Genomic DNA, 15,606 nt, shown 5'->3' on the forward strand with positions numbered 1-15,606 from the left:
TCGCTGGGAATAGACCCGAAACCGGGCGATCTATCCATGGGCAGGTTGAAGGTTAGGTAACACTGACTGGAGGACCGAACCGACTACCGTTGAAAAGTTAGCGGATGACCTGTGGATCGGAGTGAAAGGCTAATCAAGCTCGGAGATAGCTGGTTCTCCTCGAAAGCTATTTAGGTAGCGCCTCATGTATCACTGTAGGGGGTAGAGCACTGTTTCGGCTAGGGGGTCATCCCGACTTACCAAACCGATGCAAACTCCGAATACCTACAAGTGCCGAGCATGGGAGACACACGGCGGGTGCTAACGTCCGTCGTGAAAAGGGAAACAACCCAGACCGTCAGCTAAGGTCCCAAAGTTATGGTTAAGTGGGAAACGATGTGGGAAGGCTTAGACAGCTAGGAGGTTGGCTTAGAAGCAGCCACCCTTTAAAGAAAGCGTAATAGCTCACTAGTCGAGTCGGCCTGCGCGGAAGATGTAACGGGGCTCAAACCATACACCGAAGCTACGGGTATCACTTAGGTGATGCGGTAGAGGAGCGTTCTGTAAGCCTGTGAAGGTGAGTTGAGAAGCTTGCTGGAGGTATCAGAAGTGCGAATGCTGACATGAGTAACGACAATGGGTGTGAAAAACACCCACGCCGAAAGACCAAGGTTTCCTGCGCAACGTTAATCGACGCAGGGTTAGTCGGTCCCTAAGGCGAGGCTGAAAAGCGTAGTCGATGGAAAACAGGTTAATATTCCTGTACTTCTGGTTATTGCGATGGAGGGACGGAGAAGGCTAGGCCAGCTTGGCGTTGGTTGTCCAAGTTTAAGGTGGTAGGCTGAGATCTTAGGTAAATCCGGGATCTTAAGGCCGAGAGCTGATGACGAGTGTTCTTTTAGAACACGAAGTGGTTGATGCCATGCTTCCAAGAAAAGCTTCTAAGCTTCAGGTAACCAGGAACCGTACCCCAAACCGACACAGGTGGTTGGGTAGAGAATACCAAGGCGCTTGAGAGAACTCGGGTGAAGGAACTAGGCAAAATGGCACCGTAACTTCGGGAGAAGGTGCGCCGGTGAGGGTGAAGCACTTGCTGCGTAAGCCCACGCCGGTCGAAGATACCAGGCCGCTGCGACTGTTTATTAAAAACACAGCACTCTGCAAACACGAAAGTGGACGTATAGGGTGTGACGCCTGCCCGGTGCCGGAAGGTTAATTGATGGGGTTAGCTAACGCGAAGCTCTTGATCGAAGCCCCGGTAAACGGCGGCCGTAACTATAACGGTCCTAAGGTAGCGAAATTCCTTGTCGGGTAAGTTCCGACCTGCACGAATGGCGTAACGATGGCGGCGCTGTCTCCACCCGAGACTCAGTGAAATTGAAATCGCTGTGAAGATGCAGTGTATCCGCGGCTAGACGGAAAGACCCCGTGAACCTTTACTATAGCTTTGCACTGGACTTTGAATTTGCTTGTGTAGGATAGGTGGGAGGCTTTGAAGCGTGGACGCCAGTCTGCGTGGAGCCATCCTTGAAATACCACCCTGGCAACTTTGAGGTTCTAACTCAGGTCCGTTATCCGGATCGAGGACAGTGTATGGTGGGTAGTTTGACTGGGGCGGTCTCCTCCTAAAGAGTAACGGAGGAGTACGAAGGTGCGCTCAGACCGGTCGGAAATCGGTCGTAGAGTATAAAGGCAAAAGCGCGCTTGACTGCGAGACAGACACGTCGAGCAGGTACGAAAGTAGGTCTTAGTGATCCGGTGGTTCTGTATGGAAGGGCCATCGCTCAACGGATAAAAGGTACTCCGGGGATAACAGGCTGATACCGCCCAAGAGTTCATATCGACGGCGGTGTTTGGCACCTCGATGTCGGCTCATCACATCCTGGGGCTGAAGCCGGTCCCAAGGGTATGGCTGTTCGCCATTTAAAGTGGTACGCGAGCTGGGTTTAGAACGTCGTGAGACAGTTCGGTCCCTATCTGCCGTGGACGTTTGAGATTTGAGAGGGGCTGCTCCTAGTACGAGAGGACCGGAGTGGACGAACCTCTGGTGTTCCGGTTGTCACGCCAGTGGCATTGCCGGGTAGCTATGTTCGGAATAGATAACCGCTGAAAGCATCTAAGCGGGAAACTAGCCTCAAGATGAGATCTCACTGGGACCTTGAGTCCCCTGAAGGGCCGTCGAAGACTACGACGTTGATAGGTTGGGTGTGTAAGCGCTGTGAGGCGTTGAGCTAACCAATACTAATTGCCCGTGAGGCTTGACCATATAACACCCAAGCAATTTGAGTCGAAAGGCCAGATTGCGGTGTGTGAAGACGCAATGAACCGAAAGTTCGCAACTATTCACAAAAGCCGCACAAACTATCGCATACCCAATTTGCTGAAGCGTCGAAAGACGGTTCGGTACCCGAATTTCTTGACGACCATAGAGCATTGGAACCACCTGATCCCATCCCGAACTCAGAAGTGAAACGATGCATCGCCGATGGTAGTGTGGGGTTTCCCCATGTGAGAGTAGGTCATCGTCAAGATTAAATTCCGAAACCCCTATCTGCATATGCAGGTAGGGGTTTTGTTTTAGTAGAAGTCACCAATTTTGCTGGCACGTTACCGCTGTAACGGGCTGGTCACAGAATTTCTTGACGACCATAGAGCATTGGAACCACCTGATCCCATCCCGAACTCAGAAGTGAAACGATGCATCGCCGATGGTAGTGTGGGGTTTCCCCATGTGAGAGTAGGTCATCGTCAAGATTAAATTCCGAAACCCCTGTCTGCTTATGCAGACAGGGGTTTTGTCTTTCTGGGCTTATAGACGTCTAAGTCTGAAGCGGGTCAAATCCAGGTCTGCGTGTCTCGCTGCTCCTTCGAGCCAGTAGCATCAGATATAGACCCCCCCTCATCGATACACCACAGCCAAAACACCCAACACCGCGATCATGACGTGCGGTAAGCCCAATAATCCGTCCCTTCTAGCACGCCGTTCGGCGGTTATCTGACGGGTTTTGTACAAATCCTTAAGTTTTCTCCCGCTCGTGCCGAAAGACTGATGAGACATGCGTGCACCAAAGTAGAGCGGCTTCAGAATGCCGTCTGCGCTGTTACATGGAATGTTGCAACCCGGAACGCATCCCCACTTTTGGCATAAGAAGTCCCATGAAATGAATCTCAAGTTCAGCCATAAAATCCTGCTGGCCGCTTCAGGCGTCGTGGTGCTGGCGTTTGCGTTGTTCACTTTGTACAACGACTATCTGCAACGAAACACCATTCGGCAAAACATCGAGTCCTCCGTTGAGCAAGCCGGCGACCTGACTGCCAGCAGCGTGCAGAACTGGATGAGCGGCCGCGTGCTGGTCCTGGAAAACCTCGCGCAGAACGTCGCCCATCAGGGTGCCAATGCTGACTTGCCAGGGCTGGTCGATCAACCGGCCCTCACCTCGAACTTCCAGTTCACCTACGTCGGGCAGGCCAATGGCATGTTCACCCAGCGCCCCGACGCGAAGATGCCAGACGGCTACGATCCGCGTCAGCGCCCCTGGTACAAACAAGCCGTGGTCGCCGACAAGACCATGCTGACCCCGCCTTATATGGCGGCGGTCGGCGGGCTGGTGGTGACCGTTGCCATACCGGTGAAAAAGAACAGCGAACTGCTGGGCGTGGTCGGCGGTGACCTGAGCCTGGAAACCCTGGTGAAGATCATCAACTCGGTGGACTTCGGTGGTATCGGTCACGCATTCTTGGTCAGTGCCGACGGTCAGGTGATCGTCAGTCCGGACAAAGACCAAGTGATGAAGAACCTGAAAGACATCTATCCGGGTTCCAGTGTTCGCATCGAGAAAGGCATCCAGGAAGTCGTACTGAACAAACAGGACCGCATCCTTTCGTTCACACCGGTGAGCGGTTTGCCGAATGCCGAGTGGTACGTCGGTCTGTCGATTGACAAGGCCAAGGCCTACGCACCACTGAGCCAGTTCCGCACCTCGGCGCTGATCGCGATGTTCATCGCCGTGACCGCTATTGCGGTGCTGTTGAGCCTGCTGATCAGCGTATTGATGCGTCCGCTGACCACGATGGGCCGTGCGATGCAGGACATCGCTCAGGGTGAGGGCGACCTGACCCGTCGTCTGGTCGTAGAAAGCAAAGACGAGTTCGGCGAGTTGGGTGGTTCCTTCAACCAGTTCGTGGAGCGGATTCACGCATCGATTTGCGAAGTGTCCTCGGCGACCCGCCAGGTTCATGATCTGTCGCAACGGGTGATGGCATCGTCCAACGCTTCGATCATCGGCTCCGACGAACAAAGCGCCCGCACCAACAGCGTGGCCGCGGCGATCAACCAATTGGGCGCCGCCACCCAGGAAATCGCCCGCAATGCCGCCGATGCTTCGCAACACGCCAGCGGCGCGAGCGAGCAGGCCGATGACGGCCGTCAGGTGGTGGAACAAACCATCCAGGCCATGACCGAGCTGTCGCAGAAAATCAGCCTGTCCTGCACGCAGATCGAAACCCTGAACGCGAGCACCGACAACATCGGCCACATTCTGGATGTGATCAAAGGCATCTCCCAGCAGACCAATCTGTTGGCGCTCAACGCGGCCATCGAAGCGGCCCGTGCCGGTGAGGCCGGTCGTGGTTTTGCGGTGGTGGCGGATGAGGTGCGCAACCTGGCTCATCGCACCCAGGAGTCGGCGGAAGAGATCCACAAGATGATCAGCTCGCTGCAGATCGGTTCTCGCGAGGCGGTGACTACGATGAACGCCAGTCAGGTGTCCAGCGAGCAGAGCGTCGAAGTGGCGAACCAGGCCGGCCTGCGACTGGTCAGCGTGACCCAGCGCATCGGCGAAATCGACGGCATGAACCAATCGGTGGCCGCGGCGACCGAAGAGCAGACGGCCGTGGTCGAAACCCTCAACGTCGACGTCAACCAGATCAACCTGCTGAACCAGCAGAGCGTGGCCAACCTCAATGAAACATTGAAGGATTGTGATGCGCTGTCCCAGCAGGCCAATCGTTTGAAGCAACTGGTTGATAGCTTCAAGATCTGATTGAGGTCAGTAGGATCGCGTTATCGTTCTTCGCGTGCAAGTCGGATCGCCGCACCGCTCGCTCCTACAAGAGCTAACCTGTAGGAGCGAGGCTTGCCTGCGATAGCGGTAGATCAGTCACCGCTGAACCGAAGTGTTACACAAACAGCTTCACCACATTCCCCATCGCATCATCGGCAAACCCCTGAACGAACTGCTTGAACCCCGGCAGGGCCTCGGCGCCGCCCTGGGCCGGTTCGGCGATGATCGTCCAGGTCGCCCGCGAGTTGTCTGTACCCAGGGATTCCACACTCATCGCCGCCCACAAATTGGCCACGCCCAAGGTGTTGTAGATCGTGGTCCAGGTCATGTTCAGCGCCTGGTCGTTGCGGGAGTTGAGCTGCTCGACCACCAGGTTGCCGTCCTTAAAGAACTTCTTGCGCAGCGACGACACACCTTCGCCGGTCATCTCGATGTGCGACAGCGCCGGAATGAATTTGTCGAAGCCGGCAAAGTTGCCGACCACCGCCCAGACTTGCGCCGCATCGACTGGCACTTCCACCGAAGACACAACGTGGCAGCCTTGAGGGTTTTTGATCAGGGTATCGGGTTGCAGGGTATTCATGTTTTTTGCTCCGTGCTTGGTTGGGGTGACTCAGATGAAGTTGATTTCTTTGAGGTAGTCGCAGCCGCGTCGCAGCAGCGCCGGGGATTTTTCCGGGTAGTGCGCGCCCATCTGCCGTACACCGGCCTGGGCGTTGTCGTGGCCGATCATCGAGATGTCGCCGATGTCTTCCTCGAAGCCGTTGAGGTAGAAACCCAGCACGCCAAACAGCGCGTTATCACTGTCGACCCGGCCCAATTGCTGCTGCCAGTCGGCGACGCTGACCATCGAGAACTCCCTTCCGGCTTCGCGAAAGGAAGCCACGTAGGTGTCCCAGCTCAGAGGTTCGGGGTTGTGCAGGTTGAACACCGCTTTTTCGGCCTGGTAACGGCTGGCATGGAAGGCGATGAAACGGGCGAGAAAATCCACCGGCATCAGGTCGAAATTCAGTGCGAACTCCGGTACCTGACCAAGCTGGATCGAGCCCTTGAGCATCAGCATCAGGCGATTCTTGTGGGGCTGGCAGACGCCGGTGAGGCTGTTGAAGCTGATATTGCCAGGGCGGTAAAGATTGACCCGAACTCCTCGTTCCCGCGCCCTTTCGAGAATCCGCTCACCGACCCATTTGGACAGGTTGTAGCCGTTCTTGATGTAGATCGGTGGTGTCTGCGCGGCGGGCAACTCCAGCACCCGGCCATCGTCGGAAATCGTGCTGGACGCCGAGAGCGTCGAGACGAAGTTGAAGATCTTCTTGCTGCGGCCTTCACACAGGCGCAGACACTCGAAAATCGGTTCGACGTTATCCCGCGCCAACGACTCGTAATCGAGGACGTGATTGACGTTGGCGGCGTTGTGCACCAGTGCGCCGAACTCTCGATCCAGCCGTTCGTAAACCGCTTCGCTGAGCCCCAGTTGCGGGCGAGTGATGTCCGCCGCGTAAACCTGCACCCGGCTCAGGTCCAGATGCTCCAGGCGGTTTTCCCGCAACGCATCCGCAAAGCGTTGCGCCGCCGATTGCCCACCGCCATCGCGCACCAGGCACGCCACTTCGCTGGCGCCCCAGGCAAGCAGCGCTTCGACGATATGCACACCGACGAAGCTGTTGGCACCGGTGACGATCACCTTGTGCACATCGCCCATTCGGCTGACCGGCAGCGGCTCGATGTCCAGTTCACGGAAGGCATCGGCCAAGGCTTTTTCACTCAGCACTTCCTCGGTCCCGGAGCCGCGCACCAACGTCGCCAGCTTCGCAATCGTCGGCAGTTCGATGAAGCGGTTGATCGAGATACTGCGGCCGAACTCCTCACGCAAACGCAGGAGCATGCGCGACAGCAGGATCGAGTGCCCGCCGAGGTTGAAGAAGCTTTCGTCGGTGGAAATGTCGCTGGCGGGTAGCTCCAGCAGCTCAGCCCAGATTTCTAACAACAGCGCTTCATCGGCGCTGGCGGGTAAACACCGTGGGCTGTTTTCGGTCACATTGACGGGCAATTCCAGCAGCGCTTTGCGGTCGACCTTGCCGTTGCTGGCGAACGGCATGCTTACCAGTTCGGTCCAGGCGATCGGCTGCATGTAGTCCGGCAAAAACTGCATCGCGTGGGCTTTCAAGGCTTCGCGAGCGGCACCGGGTTGCACTTCCTGGGGTTGCGCGAGAAAGGCCAGAATCCGCCGATGACAATCGATGACCACCGCCACCTGACGGTACAGCTGGCTGTCGCGCAGGCAGCGTTCGATCTCTTCCGGCTCGACCCGAAAGCCGCGAATCTTCACCTGATTGTCTCGCCGTCCGCACAGCTCGATACCGTCGGCGGTCCACTTGGCCATGTCGCCGGAGCGGTAGGCGCGCAGGCTCTGGCCGTTCGGCAGGTGCAGGTTCAGATAGCGTTCGGCAGTCTGCTGCGGATTGTTCAGGTAACCCAGGCACACCCCCGGGCCGACGATGTACAACTCACCGACGGTTTGCTCGGTTACCGGTTGCAAATCCTCATCAAGGATCAGCACCTGACTGTTGGCAATCGGTGCACCGAGGGTCCGGTTGCTGTCGCCGGTACGCAGTTGCCGCGCGGTGATCAGCACCGTGGCTTCGGTCGGGCCATAGAGGTTGTAGAGATTGCCTTGGCGGGTCAGTTGCTGGACTACGTAGGGTTCGCAGACATCGCCGCCGGTCATCACATGATCGAGGACCTGCAACTGATCCAGCGGCAGGATGCTCAGCAAGGCTGGCGGCAAAAAGGCATGGCTGAGTTGTTGGTGGCGGATCAGCTCGACCAGTTGCAGCGGGTCGCGACGTTGGTCCTCGTTGGGCACGATCAGCTCTGCGCCCTGCAGCAGGGTCGGGAAGATATCGATCAGTGACGAGTCGAAACTCAACGATGAAAACTGCAACGCCCGACTCTGTTCGGTCAGCTGCACGTAGTCGGCGTACCACGCGGTGAAGTGCGCGAGGTTGGCCTGGCTGAGCACCACGCCTTTGGGGTGACCCGTGGTGCCCGAGGTGTATAGCGCCATGCATGGCGCGTCGAGATCGGGGCGTTGGCGCATCAAGGGTTGATCGAAGTTCACATCGCCGCTGTCGATACGGCTGATGTCCAGCCCCGGCATCGTCTCGCTGAGTGGATGTTCTCCGTCATGCAGCAACAACACCGCTCCAGCGTTTTCCAGAATGTACTGCTGACGTTGCAGCGGGTGGCTCGGCTCCAGCGGCAGGTACACCGCGCCGCTGCCCAGGATCGCCAGAATTCCCGCATACAACGCGCTGCACTTTGGCAGGCAGATCCCGACCACCAACCGTCCTTGATGCTGTTCGAGCAACGGTTGCAATCGCTGTTGGATGGCGCGGCTGTGGGCGTGCAGTTGCCGATAGCTCAGCGACGTGCCGGCGATGTTCAGTGCCGCACGCTCGGCAGACTGAATGAAGCGCTGTTCAAGCCGCTCGATCATCGGGATCTGCCCAAGTTGCAGCAGTCGTGGTTCTGCCGTGTTGTTGAGGCGGTGGACGAAGGCCAGGTGCTCTAAAAACTGCAGGTTTTCCACCTGCTCGAAGTGCGCGGAAATCGTCGGCTCGGCCTGCAGGAAATAGTCGGCATCCCGGGAGAAGCGGCTGACCAGCAGCGCCACATGATCGACCAGCTCGGCCACCGCTCGCAGGCGCAATGCCTGGCCGTTGCCGGACAACTCTTCGGCGACCGGCACGCGACTCAACGGCGTCGAGTTGTACGTGCACAGCAGGTCCAACGGTGGCAGCCCGCAGGCTCCAGGCAGCCCGACACCCAGCTGTAGCATCAAGCGCGGCGCATTGCCGAAGTCTCGAAACGGCAGGCTGGCATCGTCGATCAACAAATCAAATAGGCCCGGTGGCGGCTCCTCCACATTCGCAAGTCGCGCCAGTGAATGACCGTGTTGTTCGAGCTCCAGTGCCAGTTCGGTCAGGGCCTGGCTTTGCCCGATGAGCAAAATATCGAGACGTCTCATGATGTTCTCCTCGTTAAACCAGGTAGTCGCTCAGGGCGCTTTGCACGCACGGTGAATCGAGCAGCGAACTGCTGCGGAAAAACCGCACGATGTTGGCGACCAGCGGGTGATGGCGATTGATCGGGAAGGCCAGCCCCGACATTTCGCCCTTGAGGGCCTGACGTGCTGCATCGCTGATCTGCAAGGCGTCGATCAGGCGGAAGTCGAAGGACTTCTGGATGTCGTTGGTCAGGTAATGGCCGATGAACACCGGCAGGATGTGCGCGATGCACTGGCGATCGTCTTCGCTTGCGGTGTGCCAGTAGATGCGCACCAACCGCGACCAGAACCCGGAATGACGGCCCTCGTCGAGCAAGTGGTCGGCCATCAGGCCTTTGATCGATTGCTTGACCGTGTCGTCCTTGGCGAACGCCGCCACATCACCGGTCACGGTGTTCTCGGCGATGGCTACGCAGATCAGTTCCACGGCGCTGCGCAGGTGCTCCGGTGCGAGGGCCACGGCCGCCGGGATGGCACGGCTCAGTTCGATTTCATCCGGCAGTTCGATGGGGGTGATGCCGGTCATGGCGACGGTCTGCTGCATGAAGTCCATGGCCACCAGGGCGTGGTAATCCTCGTCCACCACCACGGTCATGGCGTCGTAGCGACAGGCGAACGGGAACGCCACGCTGAAGCGGTTTTTAGCGATGCTGCGGGCGGTCTTGTCGACGATCTCGGTTTCGAAAATCACCACGTCATTGATGAACTTGTAGAGCGTCTGTACCAGGGCGAAGTCCCGTTGTTCCGGGCATTCGCGCAGGAAGGTTTCGCTCAGCACCAGCGGCTGGCGGCTCAGTGGATAGATCAGCTTGTCGTCGTTCTCCAGCACACGCCGGGGGCGGGTGCGAATGGTTGCGCGGCTTTCCCAGGCGTCGGCGAAGGATTGGTAGTCGGCGGCGTTCATGCGTTCACCTCGGCAACCGGTTCGCTCATGCTCAGGCGCAAGCCGTCCCACAGCGCGATGCGACTTTCCACGGCGGCGATGGCGCTGGCGTATACGTCTTCTTCGCGCTGCGGATCGCCATTGACCAGGCGTGCGAGGAGTTTTTCCGCCGCTGGGCCGTGGTCTTCGGAGTCGACTTCGATGTGCCGTTCCAGGTAGTAACGGAAGGTCGGCGCCTGTTCGATGCCAATGCCCCAGTCGTCGAGAATCCGCTGGAACATCTGCGGGATGACACTCTCGCGGCCGTGCAGAAACGCCGCCGCCACACTGTGCCCCGGCGCATGCAACGCGGTGTGCAAGGTGTGGCGTACGAACTGTGCGGCCGCCGGGTCGACGTCCACGCTTTGCAAGGCCACGTCGTAGCTCACGCCTTCTTTTTGCAACGCCACGAAGCGTTCGACGGCGACCGTGCTTGCACCGACTTCGCGCATCGCATCGAGGTACAACTCGAAATGGCTGTAGTGACCTTGGGCGGGACGATCATCGGACTCTTCACCGAGCACGATCTCGTTGATCAGACGCGCGGCCTGCGGATCTCGTGGCGGTAGCCAGGGCAGCTGAACGCAGGTCAGTTCCTGTTGCAGGCGTTTGGTCAGCGACATGAAATCCCACACTGCGAACACATGGGTTTCCATGAAGCGTTGAAGCACCGATAACGAATGTATTTCAGAAAAGATCGGGTGCGCACTAAGTTCTGCTTTCTTCTGATTAAGACGATCTTTAGTCGGTTTCATGAGCGAGCCTATAAGTGATCTGGAATACCGTTGAGGGGGTGTTGATCAATAAGTAACGGTTGCTTGAAGTTTTCTATTGGCGAGCGGGTGCCTCAATTGAATTGATGCTTGTTAGGGTCATGCAATCGCTGAGTAGTGCTTGGCCCGGTGTTTATGGGCGGCGGAGAAAAACTAATGCATGAATAAAGTGTCGGGCAAGTGTTTTTTTAATTAATTGAAAGTTTAACTTTCTCGAGTGCGACAAGTTCCAATAAGACTTTCATATAAAGTTTTATTTGGGCGTAGTTGCTCCTTTCGGCGTATATAAGCCAAAATTCAAATAAAGAGTGAATGCCTCACTCGAAGCAACTTTCTACTTGGGTCATTGATGTGATCTGAGGGGGTGGAAGTTGGCTGGGAGCGACGCCGGTTCTTCCTTTCCCGTGACAAGACTCCTTCCGTTGGTTCTTGTGGTGCGGGTGACTGCTCCGGAGTGCGGTGCGTCGCCCGTCATTATTCGTTGGCAGCTCAAGAGTGAGCGTAATTCACGGCAGTCGCTATCACCCCTGCATGATCTGATAGGTGCAATTATCGGGCTCGGGGGTGACAGGGCTTTGGGAATGGGCATGAAGTCGCTGCACACCGGCGCGGTGTAGGCGAAAGGGGGATTTGTAAGCAGATTTGTTCGTCGAGCAGTCCAGGTGCGGATCAGCCAGAAATCGCGGCGAGCCGTTCAATGGCTCGCTCGGAGCTGTCGCCACGGATTACTTCGAGGTTTTCCTGCGCTGTGCCTCAGGGCTTGCGAGGTAGTGCGTAATGACTTCGACACCCCGGTTGAGGTGGTTTTCGAGCAACATCACCGAGTGCTCGATATCCCGGTCCTCGGCGGCCCGCAACAACGCTCGGTGATCTTCCTGAGACAGTTTGCCCAGGCCCATGGCTTCCAGGTTGAAGCGCAGGAAGCGTTCCTCTTCGTTCAACCCGTCTTCGACCAGTCTCAGCAGCCGCTGGTTGGGGGCTTTGTGGTAAAGCGCCATGTGGAACAGGCGATTGAGCCGGCCGATCTCGGTGTAGTCGTGTTCCGTTTCCAACTCGTCGATGTAGCGTGCAGCCTGTTTGAAATCGGCGTCTTCAAGCAGGGGGATCGACCGACGCAAGGCTTCTGACTCCAGCAGGATCCGCAACTCATAGGTCTCTGTCGCATCGCCCTGAACCAACGGTGCGACCACCGCGCCTTTATGGGCGATCACGTTGAGCAGTGCTTGCGCTTCAAGCTGGCGCAAGGCTTCGCGCACCGGCATGCGGCTAACGCCGAACAGGTCGGCGAGGTCTTGCTGACGCAGGGCCGTGCCGCAAGGAATGCGACCGTCGAGAATGGCTGCGCGCAGGGTTTCTTCGATCACCGAGCGTGCCAAATGAGCGGGAATCGGCCCGTTGACCTTGATGCTGCTGAGAGGGTTGGGCTTCTGTGTCACGACAAACGCACCCTGATTGGCTGAAGTATTTGGATCCAAATGGACACTAGTGACTGCCTGACGGGTTGTCAAACAGTCAAAAGGCGCAGTCTTCGGCAGCTCCTGCAGACTTCGGCACAGGAGTTGCCGAAGGCTGCGATCTTTATATTGCACCCGTAACGCAAAGTTTAGCGTGTTGGCAGTGATCTCACCGTGCCATTGTCTTTTAGCAGACGAACCTTCACCATCAAGCCAGATTTCCATCTGCCTGATCTGGATGCCTCGCATTGGCGGTACGTTTCGCGATCCCTCGGACTTTGCGCTGGCTAGGCTGCGCACTGCTGCTGGCCGGCGTCATGCTGGGCGGGCTGCATGCCGACTGGGATTTTTCGCTGATCAGCCGTCGTGCGCAGGCATTGTACGGGCCTTTGGGTGAAGGGCGGCAGCGCATCGATGCCTGGCAGCAGTTGCTGGCCACGCAAAAACAGGTCGGCGAGCTGGAGCAGCTCAACGTGGTCAACCAGTTCTTCAACAGGCAGATGCGCTACGAAGAAGACATCGACCTGTGGCACGAGGTCGATTATTGGGAAACCCCCATCGAAGCCTTGTGGAAGGGCGCCGGCGATTGCGAAGACTACGCTATCGCCAAGTATTTCAGTCTGCGTCATCTTGGTGTCTCCAGTGACAAGCTGCGCATTACCTACGTCAAGGCTTTGCGCCTGAACCGCGCGCACATGGTGCTGACCTACTACGCGAGCCCCGAGGCCATGCCTTTGGTGCTCGACAGCCTGATCGATGCGATCAAGCCCGCCAACCAGCGAACCGATTTGCTGCCGGTCTACTCTTTCAATGCCGAAGGGTTGTGGCTGCCGGGTGCCAAGGGCAACAAGAAGGTCGGAGACACCAAACGCCTGTCTCGCTGGCAGGACGTGTTGAAGAAAATGCAGGCCGAAGGTTTCCCGGTCGAGACGATTAACTAGGAGCACGCGCTCAGATGTCTTTGTTCAAACAGCTGTTGATCGCTATCTGTCTGTTCCTGGTGGTCGCCTTCACCGGCAGCTTCATGGTCAGTCTGGAAAGCTCGCGCACCCAGTACGTCAATCAGTTGCGTTCTCACGCCCAGGACGCCGCGACGGCATTGGCGCTGTCCCTGACGCCGAACATCGACGACCCGGCAATGGTCGAGTTGCTGGTCAGCTCGATCTTCGACAGCGGTTACTACGCGAGCATCCGCGTGGTCGATCTGGCCAACGACAAGACGATTGTCGAGCGCAGCGGCATCCCGGCGGTCACCAACGTGCCCGACTGGTTCGTCAAACTGATCGGCCTGGAGCCGGCCGGTGGTGATGCGATTGTCAGCCGTGGCTGGGAGCAGGCCGCGCGGGTCGAGGTGGTCAGCCATCCGATGTTCGCGTTAGCCAAGCTGTGGCAGAGCGCGTTGGGCAGCCTCGGCTGGTTGCTGCTCTGTGGCGCGGTGAGTGCGGTGCTGGGCGCGTTGTTGCTGCGTCGGCAACTGAAGCCGCTGGACTACATGGTCAAGCAATCCCATGCCATTGCTCGCCGGGAATTCTTAAGCCTGCCAGAACTGCCGCGCACCCCGGAACTGCGTCGGGTGGTGCAGGCCATGAACCAGATGGTCGAGAAGCTCAAGGCGCTGTTCCAGGAACAGGCCGAACGCAGTGAAAAGCTGCGCGCCGAGTCCTATCAGGACAACCTGACCGGCCTGGCCAACCGGCGCTATTTCGAAATGCAATTAAACGCGCGATTGAACAACTCGGAGCAGGCCAGCTCCGGTTATTTACTGCTGTTGCGGGTGAAGGATCTGGCTGGTTTGAACCAGCGGCTGGGCGGTCAGCGTACCGATGAATTGTTGAAAGCGGTCGGTGAGCAGTTGTCCCGCGAGTGCGCCAAGTACCCGGAAATCCAGAACCTCGTGACGCGTATTCGTGGTGGGGAATTCGCCGTGCTGGCGCCGGGGCTGGTACGTGAAGAAGCGCTACAACTGGCGAGTAATCTCGAAAGTGCCTTGGGGAGCCTGCATGCGACGGGCGCCACGGACGTGGCTTCGGTGGCTTCGATCGGGTTGGCGCCGTTTGCCCATGGCGACTCGCCGCAAGCGGTGATCGGGTTGGCGGATCAGGCACTGGCCCAGGCAGAAAGCCAGGGTGAACCGAGCTGGGCATGCCTCGATCAGGGCGCGCCGGCGCGGGTTGGCGACGATCACCATGCCTGGCACACCCTGCTGGATCAGGCGTTGGACCAGCAGCGTTTCGAGCTGTATTTCCAGCCGGTAGTGGCCAGCCACGACACAGAGTTGGTGCTGCATTACAAAGTGCTGTCGCGCCTGCTCGACGAACAGGACCAGACCATTCCCGCCGGGCGTTTCTTGCCATGGCTTGAGCGTTTCGGCTGGACCGCGCGACTGGACCGTTTGATGCTGGAATTGGTGCTTGAGCAGATGGTCGACCATGAGGAGTCGCTGGCGCTGAACCTGTCTTCGGCGACACTGGCGGACCCGCAGGCGCTGAACGCAGTGTTCGATATCCTGCATCAGCATTCGAATCTTGGCGAACGACTGACCCTGGAAATCGGCGAAGAGCAACTGCCCGAGCAAGCGGTATTGGAGCAGCTGACGCGGCGTTTGCGCGAGCTTGGGTTCTCGCTGAGTCTGCAGCGCTTTGGTGGGCGCTTCAGCATGATCGGCAACCTGGCGCGGCTGGGGCTGGCGTATCTGAAGATCGACGGCAGTTACATCCGCGCGATTGATCAGGAAAGCGACAAGCGCCTGTTCATCGAGGCGATTCAGCGAGCGGCGCACAGCATCGATTTGCCGTTGATTGCCGAGCGGGTCGAGACCGAAGGGGAGTTGTCGGTGATTCGCGAGATGGGGTTGTATGGAGTTCAGGGGCAGTTGTTTGGTGAGCCGAAGCCTTGGCAGTAGCCCGCTCATCATTCCCACGCAGAGCGTGGGAATGATCGGCGTCAGGGGTTAAATCAACCCCGTCTCATCATCATCGATCAACTGGCTCAACCCGCCCAACGCCTCACGTGCCTGGGTCCGGTCCATCAGCTTGGCCTGTGCGGCCGGCGGCAGGTCGGTGACGCGGATCACGCCTTTTTGGGTCAGCACCTGAATCAAGTCGTCGAGTACCCGAATCATCTCCAGGTCGCTCTGCTTGAGCTGCTTGAGGCTGGTTTCCACCACTTCGTGGGCATACCAGGCCTGGATTTCATGGTGGTCGGCCGGCAGCGTTTCCGTGGCCTCGGCGTAGGCCGTGGCTTCCACGCGCACTAACTGACCTTGCGCATCGCGTTGCACGTAAAACATTAAGCATCCCTCGGAAATGGACCAGCGTCGTGCTGTCAGCAGCATAGGCCAACGCAG

9 protein-coding genes and 3 rRNA genes (1 of these 12 cut by a window edge) are annotated in these 15,606 nt (G+C 58.0%); 6 read left to right on the forward strand and 6 right to left on the reverse strand.

Features of this window, described 5'->3' with window-relative positions; translation table 11 throughout:
* From LOY36_RS00570 to LOY36_RS00585, 4 genes are all read left to right on the forward strand, one after another.
* A 23S ribosomal RNA gene (locus tag LOY36_RS00570) occupies window positions 1-2,245 on the forward strand; it begins 647 nt to the left of the window's first position.
* A 149-nt stretch (window positions 2,246-2,394) separates the two neighbouring features.
* Window positions 2,395-2,510 (forward strand): 5S ribosomal RNA (rrf, locus tag LOY36_RS00575).
* 107 nt (window positions 2,511-2,617) lie between these two features.
* Window positions 2,618-2,733 (forward strand): 5S ribosomal RNA (gene rrf, locus LOY36_RS00580).
* 407 nt (window positions 2,734-3,140) lie between these two features.
* Window positions 3,141-5,021 carry a methyl-accepting chemotaxis protein gene (locus tag LOY36_RS00585; protein WP_258671848.1) on the forward strand — a complete coding sequence of 627 codons (1,881 nt, stop codon included), beginning with the start codon at window positions 3,141-3,143 and terminating at the stop codon, window positions 5,019-5,021.
* A 136-nt stretch (window positions 5,022-5,157) separates the two neighbouring features.
* Here the strand turns inward: LOY36_RS00585 and LOY36_RS00590 are convergent, their stop codons facing one another.
* From LOY36_RS00590 to LOY36_RS00610, 5 genes are all read right to left on the reverse strand, one after another.
* Window positions 5,158-5,625 carry an SRPBCC family protein gene (locus LOY36_RS00590; protein WP_019651881.1) on the reverse strand — a complete coding sequence of 156 codons (468 nt, stop codon included), beginning with the start codon at window positions 5,623-5,625 and terminating at the stop codon, window positions 5,158-5,160.
* A gap of 30 nt (window positions 5,626-5,655) precedes the next feature.
* A complete protein-coding gene (locus LOY36_RS00595; RefSeq protein WP_258671851.1) occupies window positions 5,656-9,072 on the reverse strand; it encodes a non-ribosomal peptide synthetase in 3,417 nt (1,138 codons plus the stop codon).
* A gap of 13 nt (window positions 9,073-9,085) precedes the next feature.
* Entirely contained in the window at window positions 9,086-10,015 is a 930-nt protein-coding gene (locus LOY36_RS00600; protein ID WP_258671853.1) for a diiron oxygenase, read from the reverse strand.
* Window positions 10,012-10,788 carry a DUF3050 domain-containing protein gene (locus LOY36_RS00605; protein WP_019582916.1) on the reverse strand — a complete coding sequence of 259 codons (777 nt, stop codon included), beginning with the start codon at window positions 10,786-10,788 and terminating at the stop codon, window positions 10,012-10,014. The genes LOY36_RS00600 and LOY36_RS00605 overlap by 4 nt, the downstream gene beginning before the upstream one ends.
* 743 nt (window positions 10,789-11,531) lie before the next feature.
* On the reverse strand, window positions 11,532-12,242 hold the full coding sequence (locus tag LOY36_RS00610; protein WP_019651884.1) for a GntR family transcriptional regulator: 711 nt from the start codon (window positions 12,240-12,242) through the stop codon (window positions 11,532-11,534).
* Between the two features lie 266 nt (window positions 12,243-12,508).
* Here LOY36_RS00610 and lapG point away from each other — a divergent pair, with 266 nt between their 5' ends.
* Entirely contained in the window at window positions 12,509-13,201 is a 693-nt protein-coding gene (gene lapG / locus LOY36_RS00615) for a cysteine protease LapG (protein ID WP_018930302.1), read from the forward strand.
* A gap of 14 nt (window positions 13,202-13,215) precedes the next feature.
* A complete protein-coding gene (gene lapD / locus LOY36_RS00620) occupies window positions 13,216-15,162 on the forward strand; it encodes a cyclic di-GMP receptor LapD (protein WP_258671854.1) in 1,947 nt (648 codons plus the stop codon).
* A 48-nt stretch (window positions 15,163-15,210) separates the two neighbouring features.
* Here the strand turns inward: lapD and LOY36_RS00625 are convergent, their stop codons facing one another.
* The gene (locus tag LOY36_RS00625) at window positions 15,211-15,549 is read right to left on the reverse strand and encodes a hypothetical protein (RefSeq protein ID WP_019582912.1); all 339 of its coding nucleotides are present in this window, start codon (window positions 15,547-15,549) and stop codon (window positions 15,211-15,213) included.
* Between the last annotated feature and the right edge of the window lie 57 nt (window positions 15,550-15,606).

It is taken from the genome of Pseudomonas sp. B21-019 (assembly GCF_024749225.1).
Taxonomy (GTDB): Bacteria; Pseudomonadota; Gammaproteobacteria; order Pseudomonadales; family Pseudomonadaceae; genus Aquipseudomonas.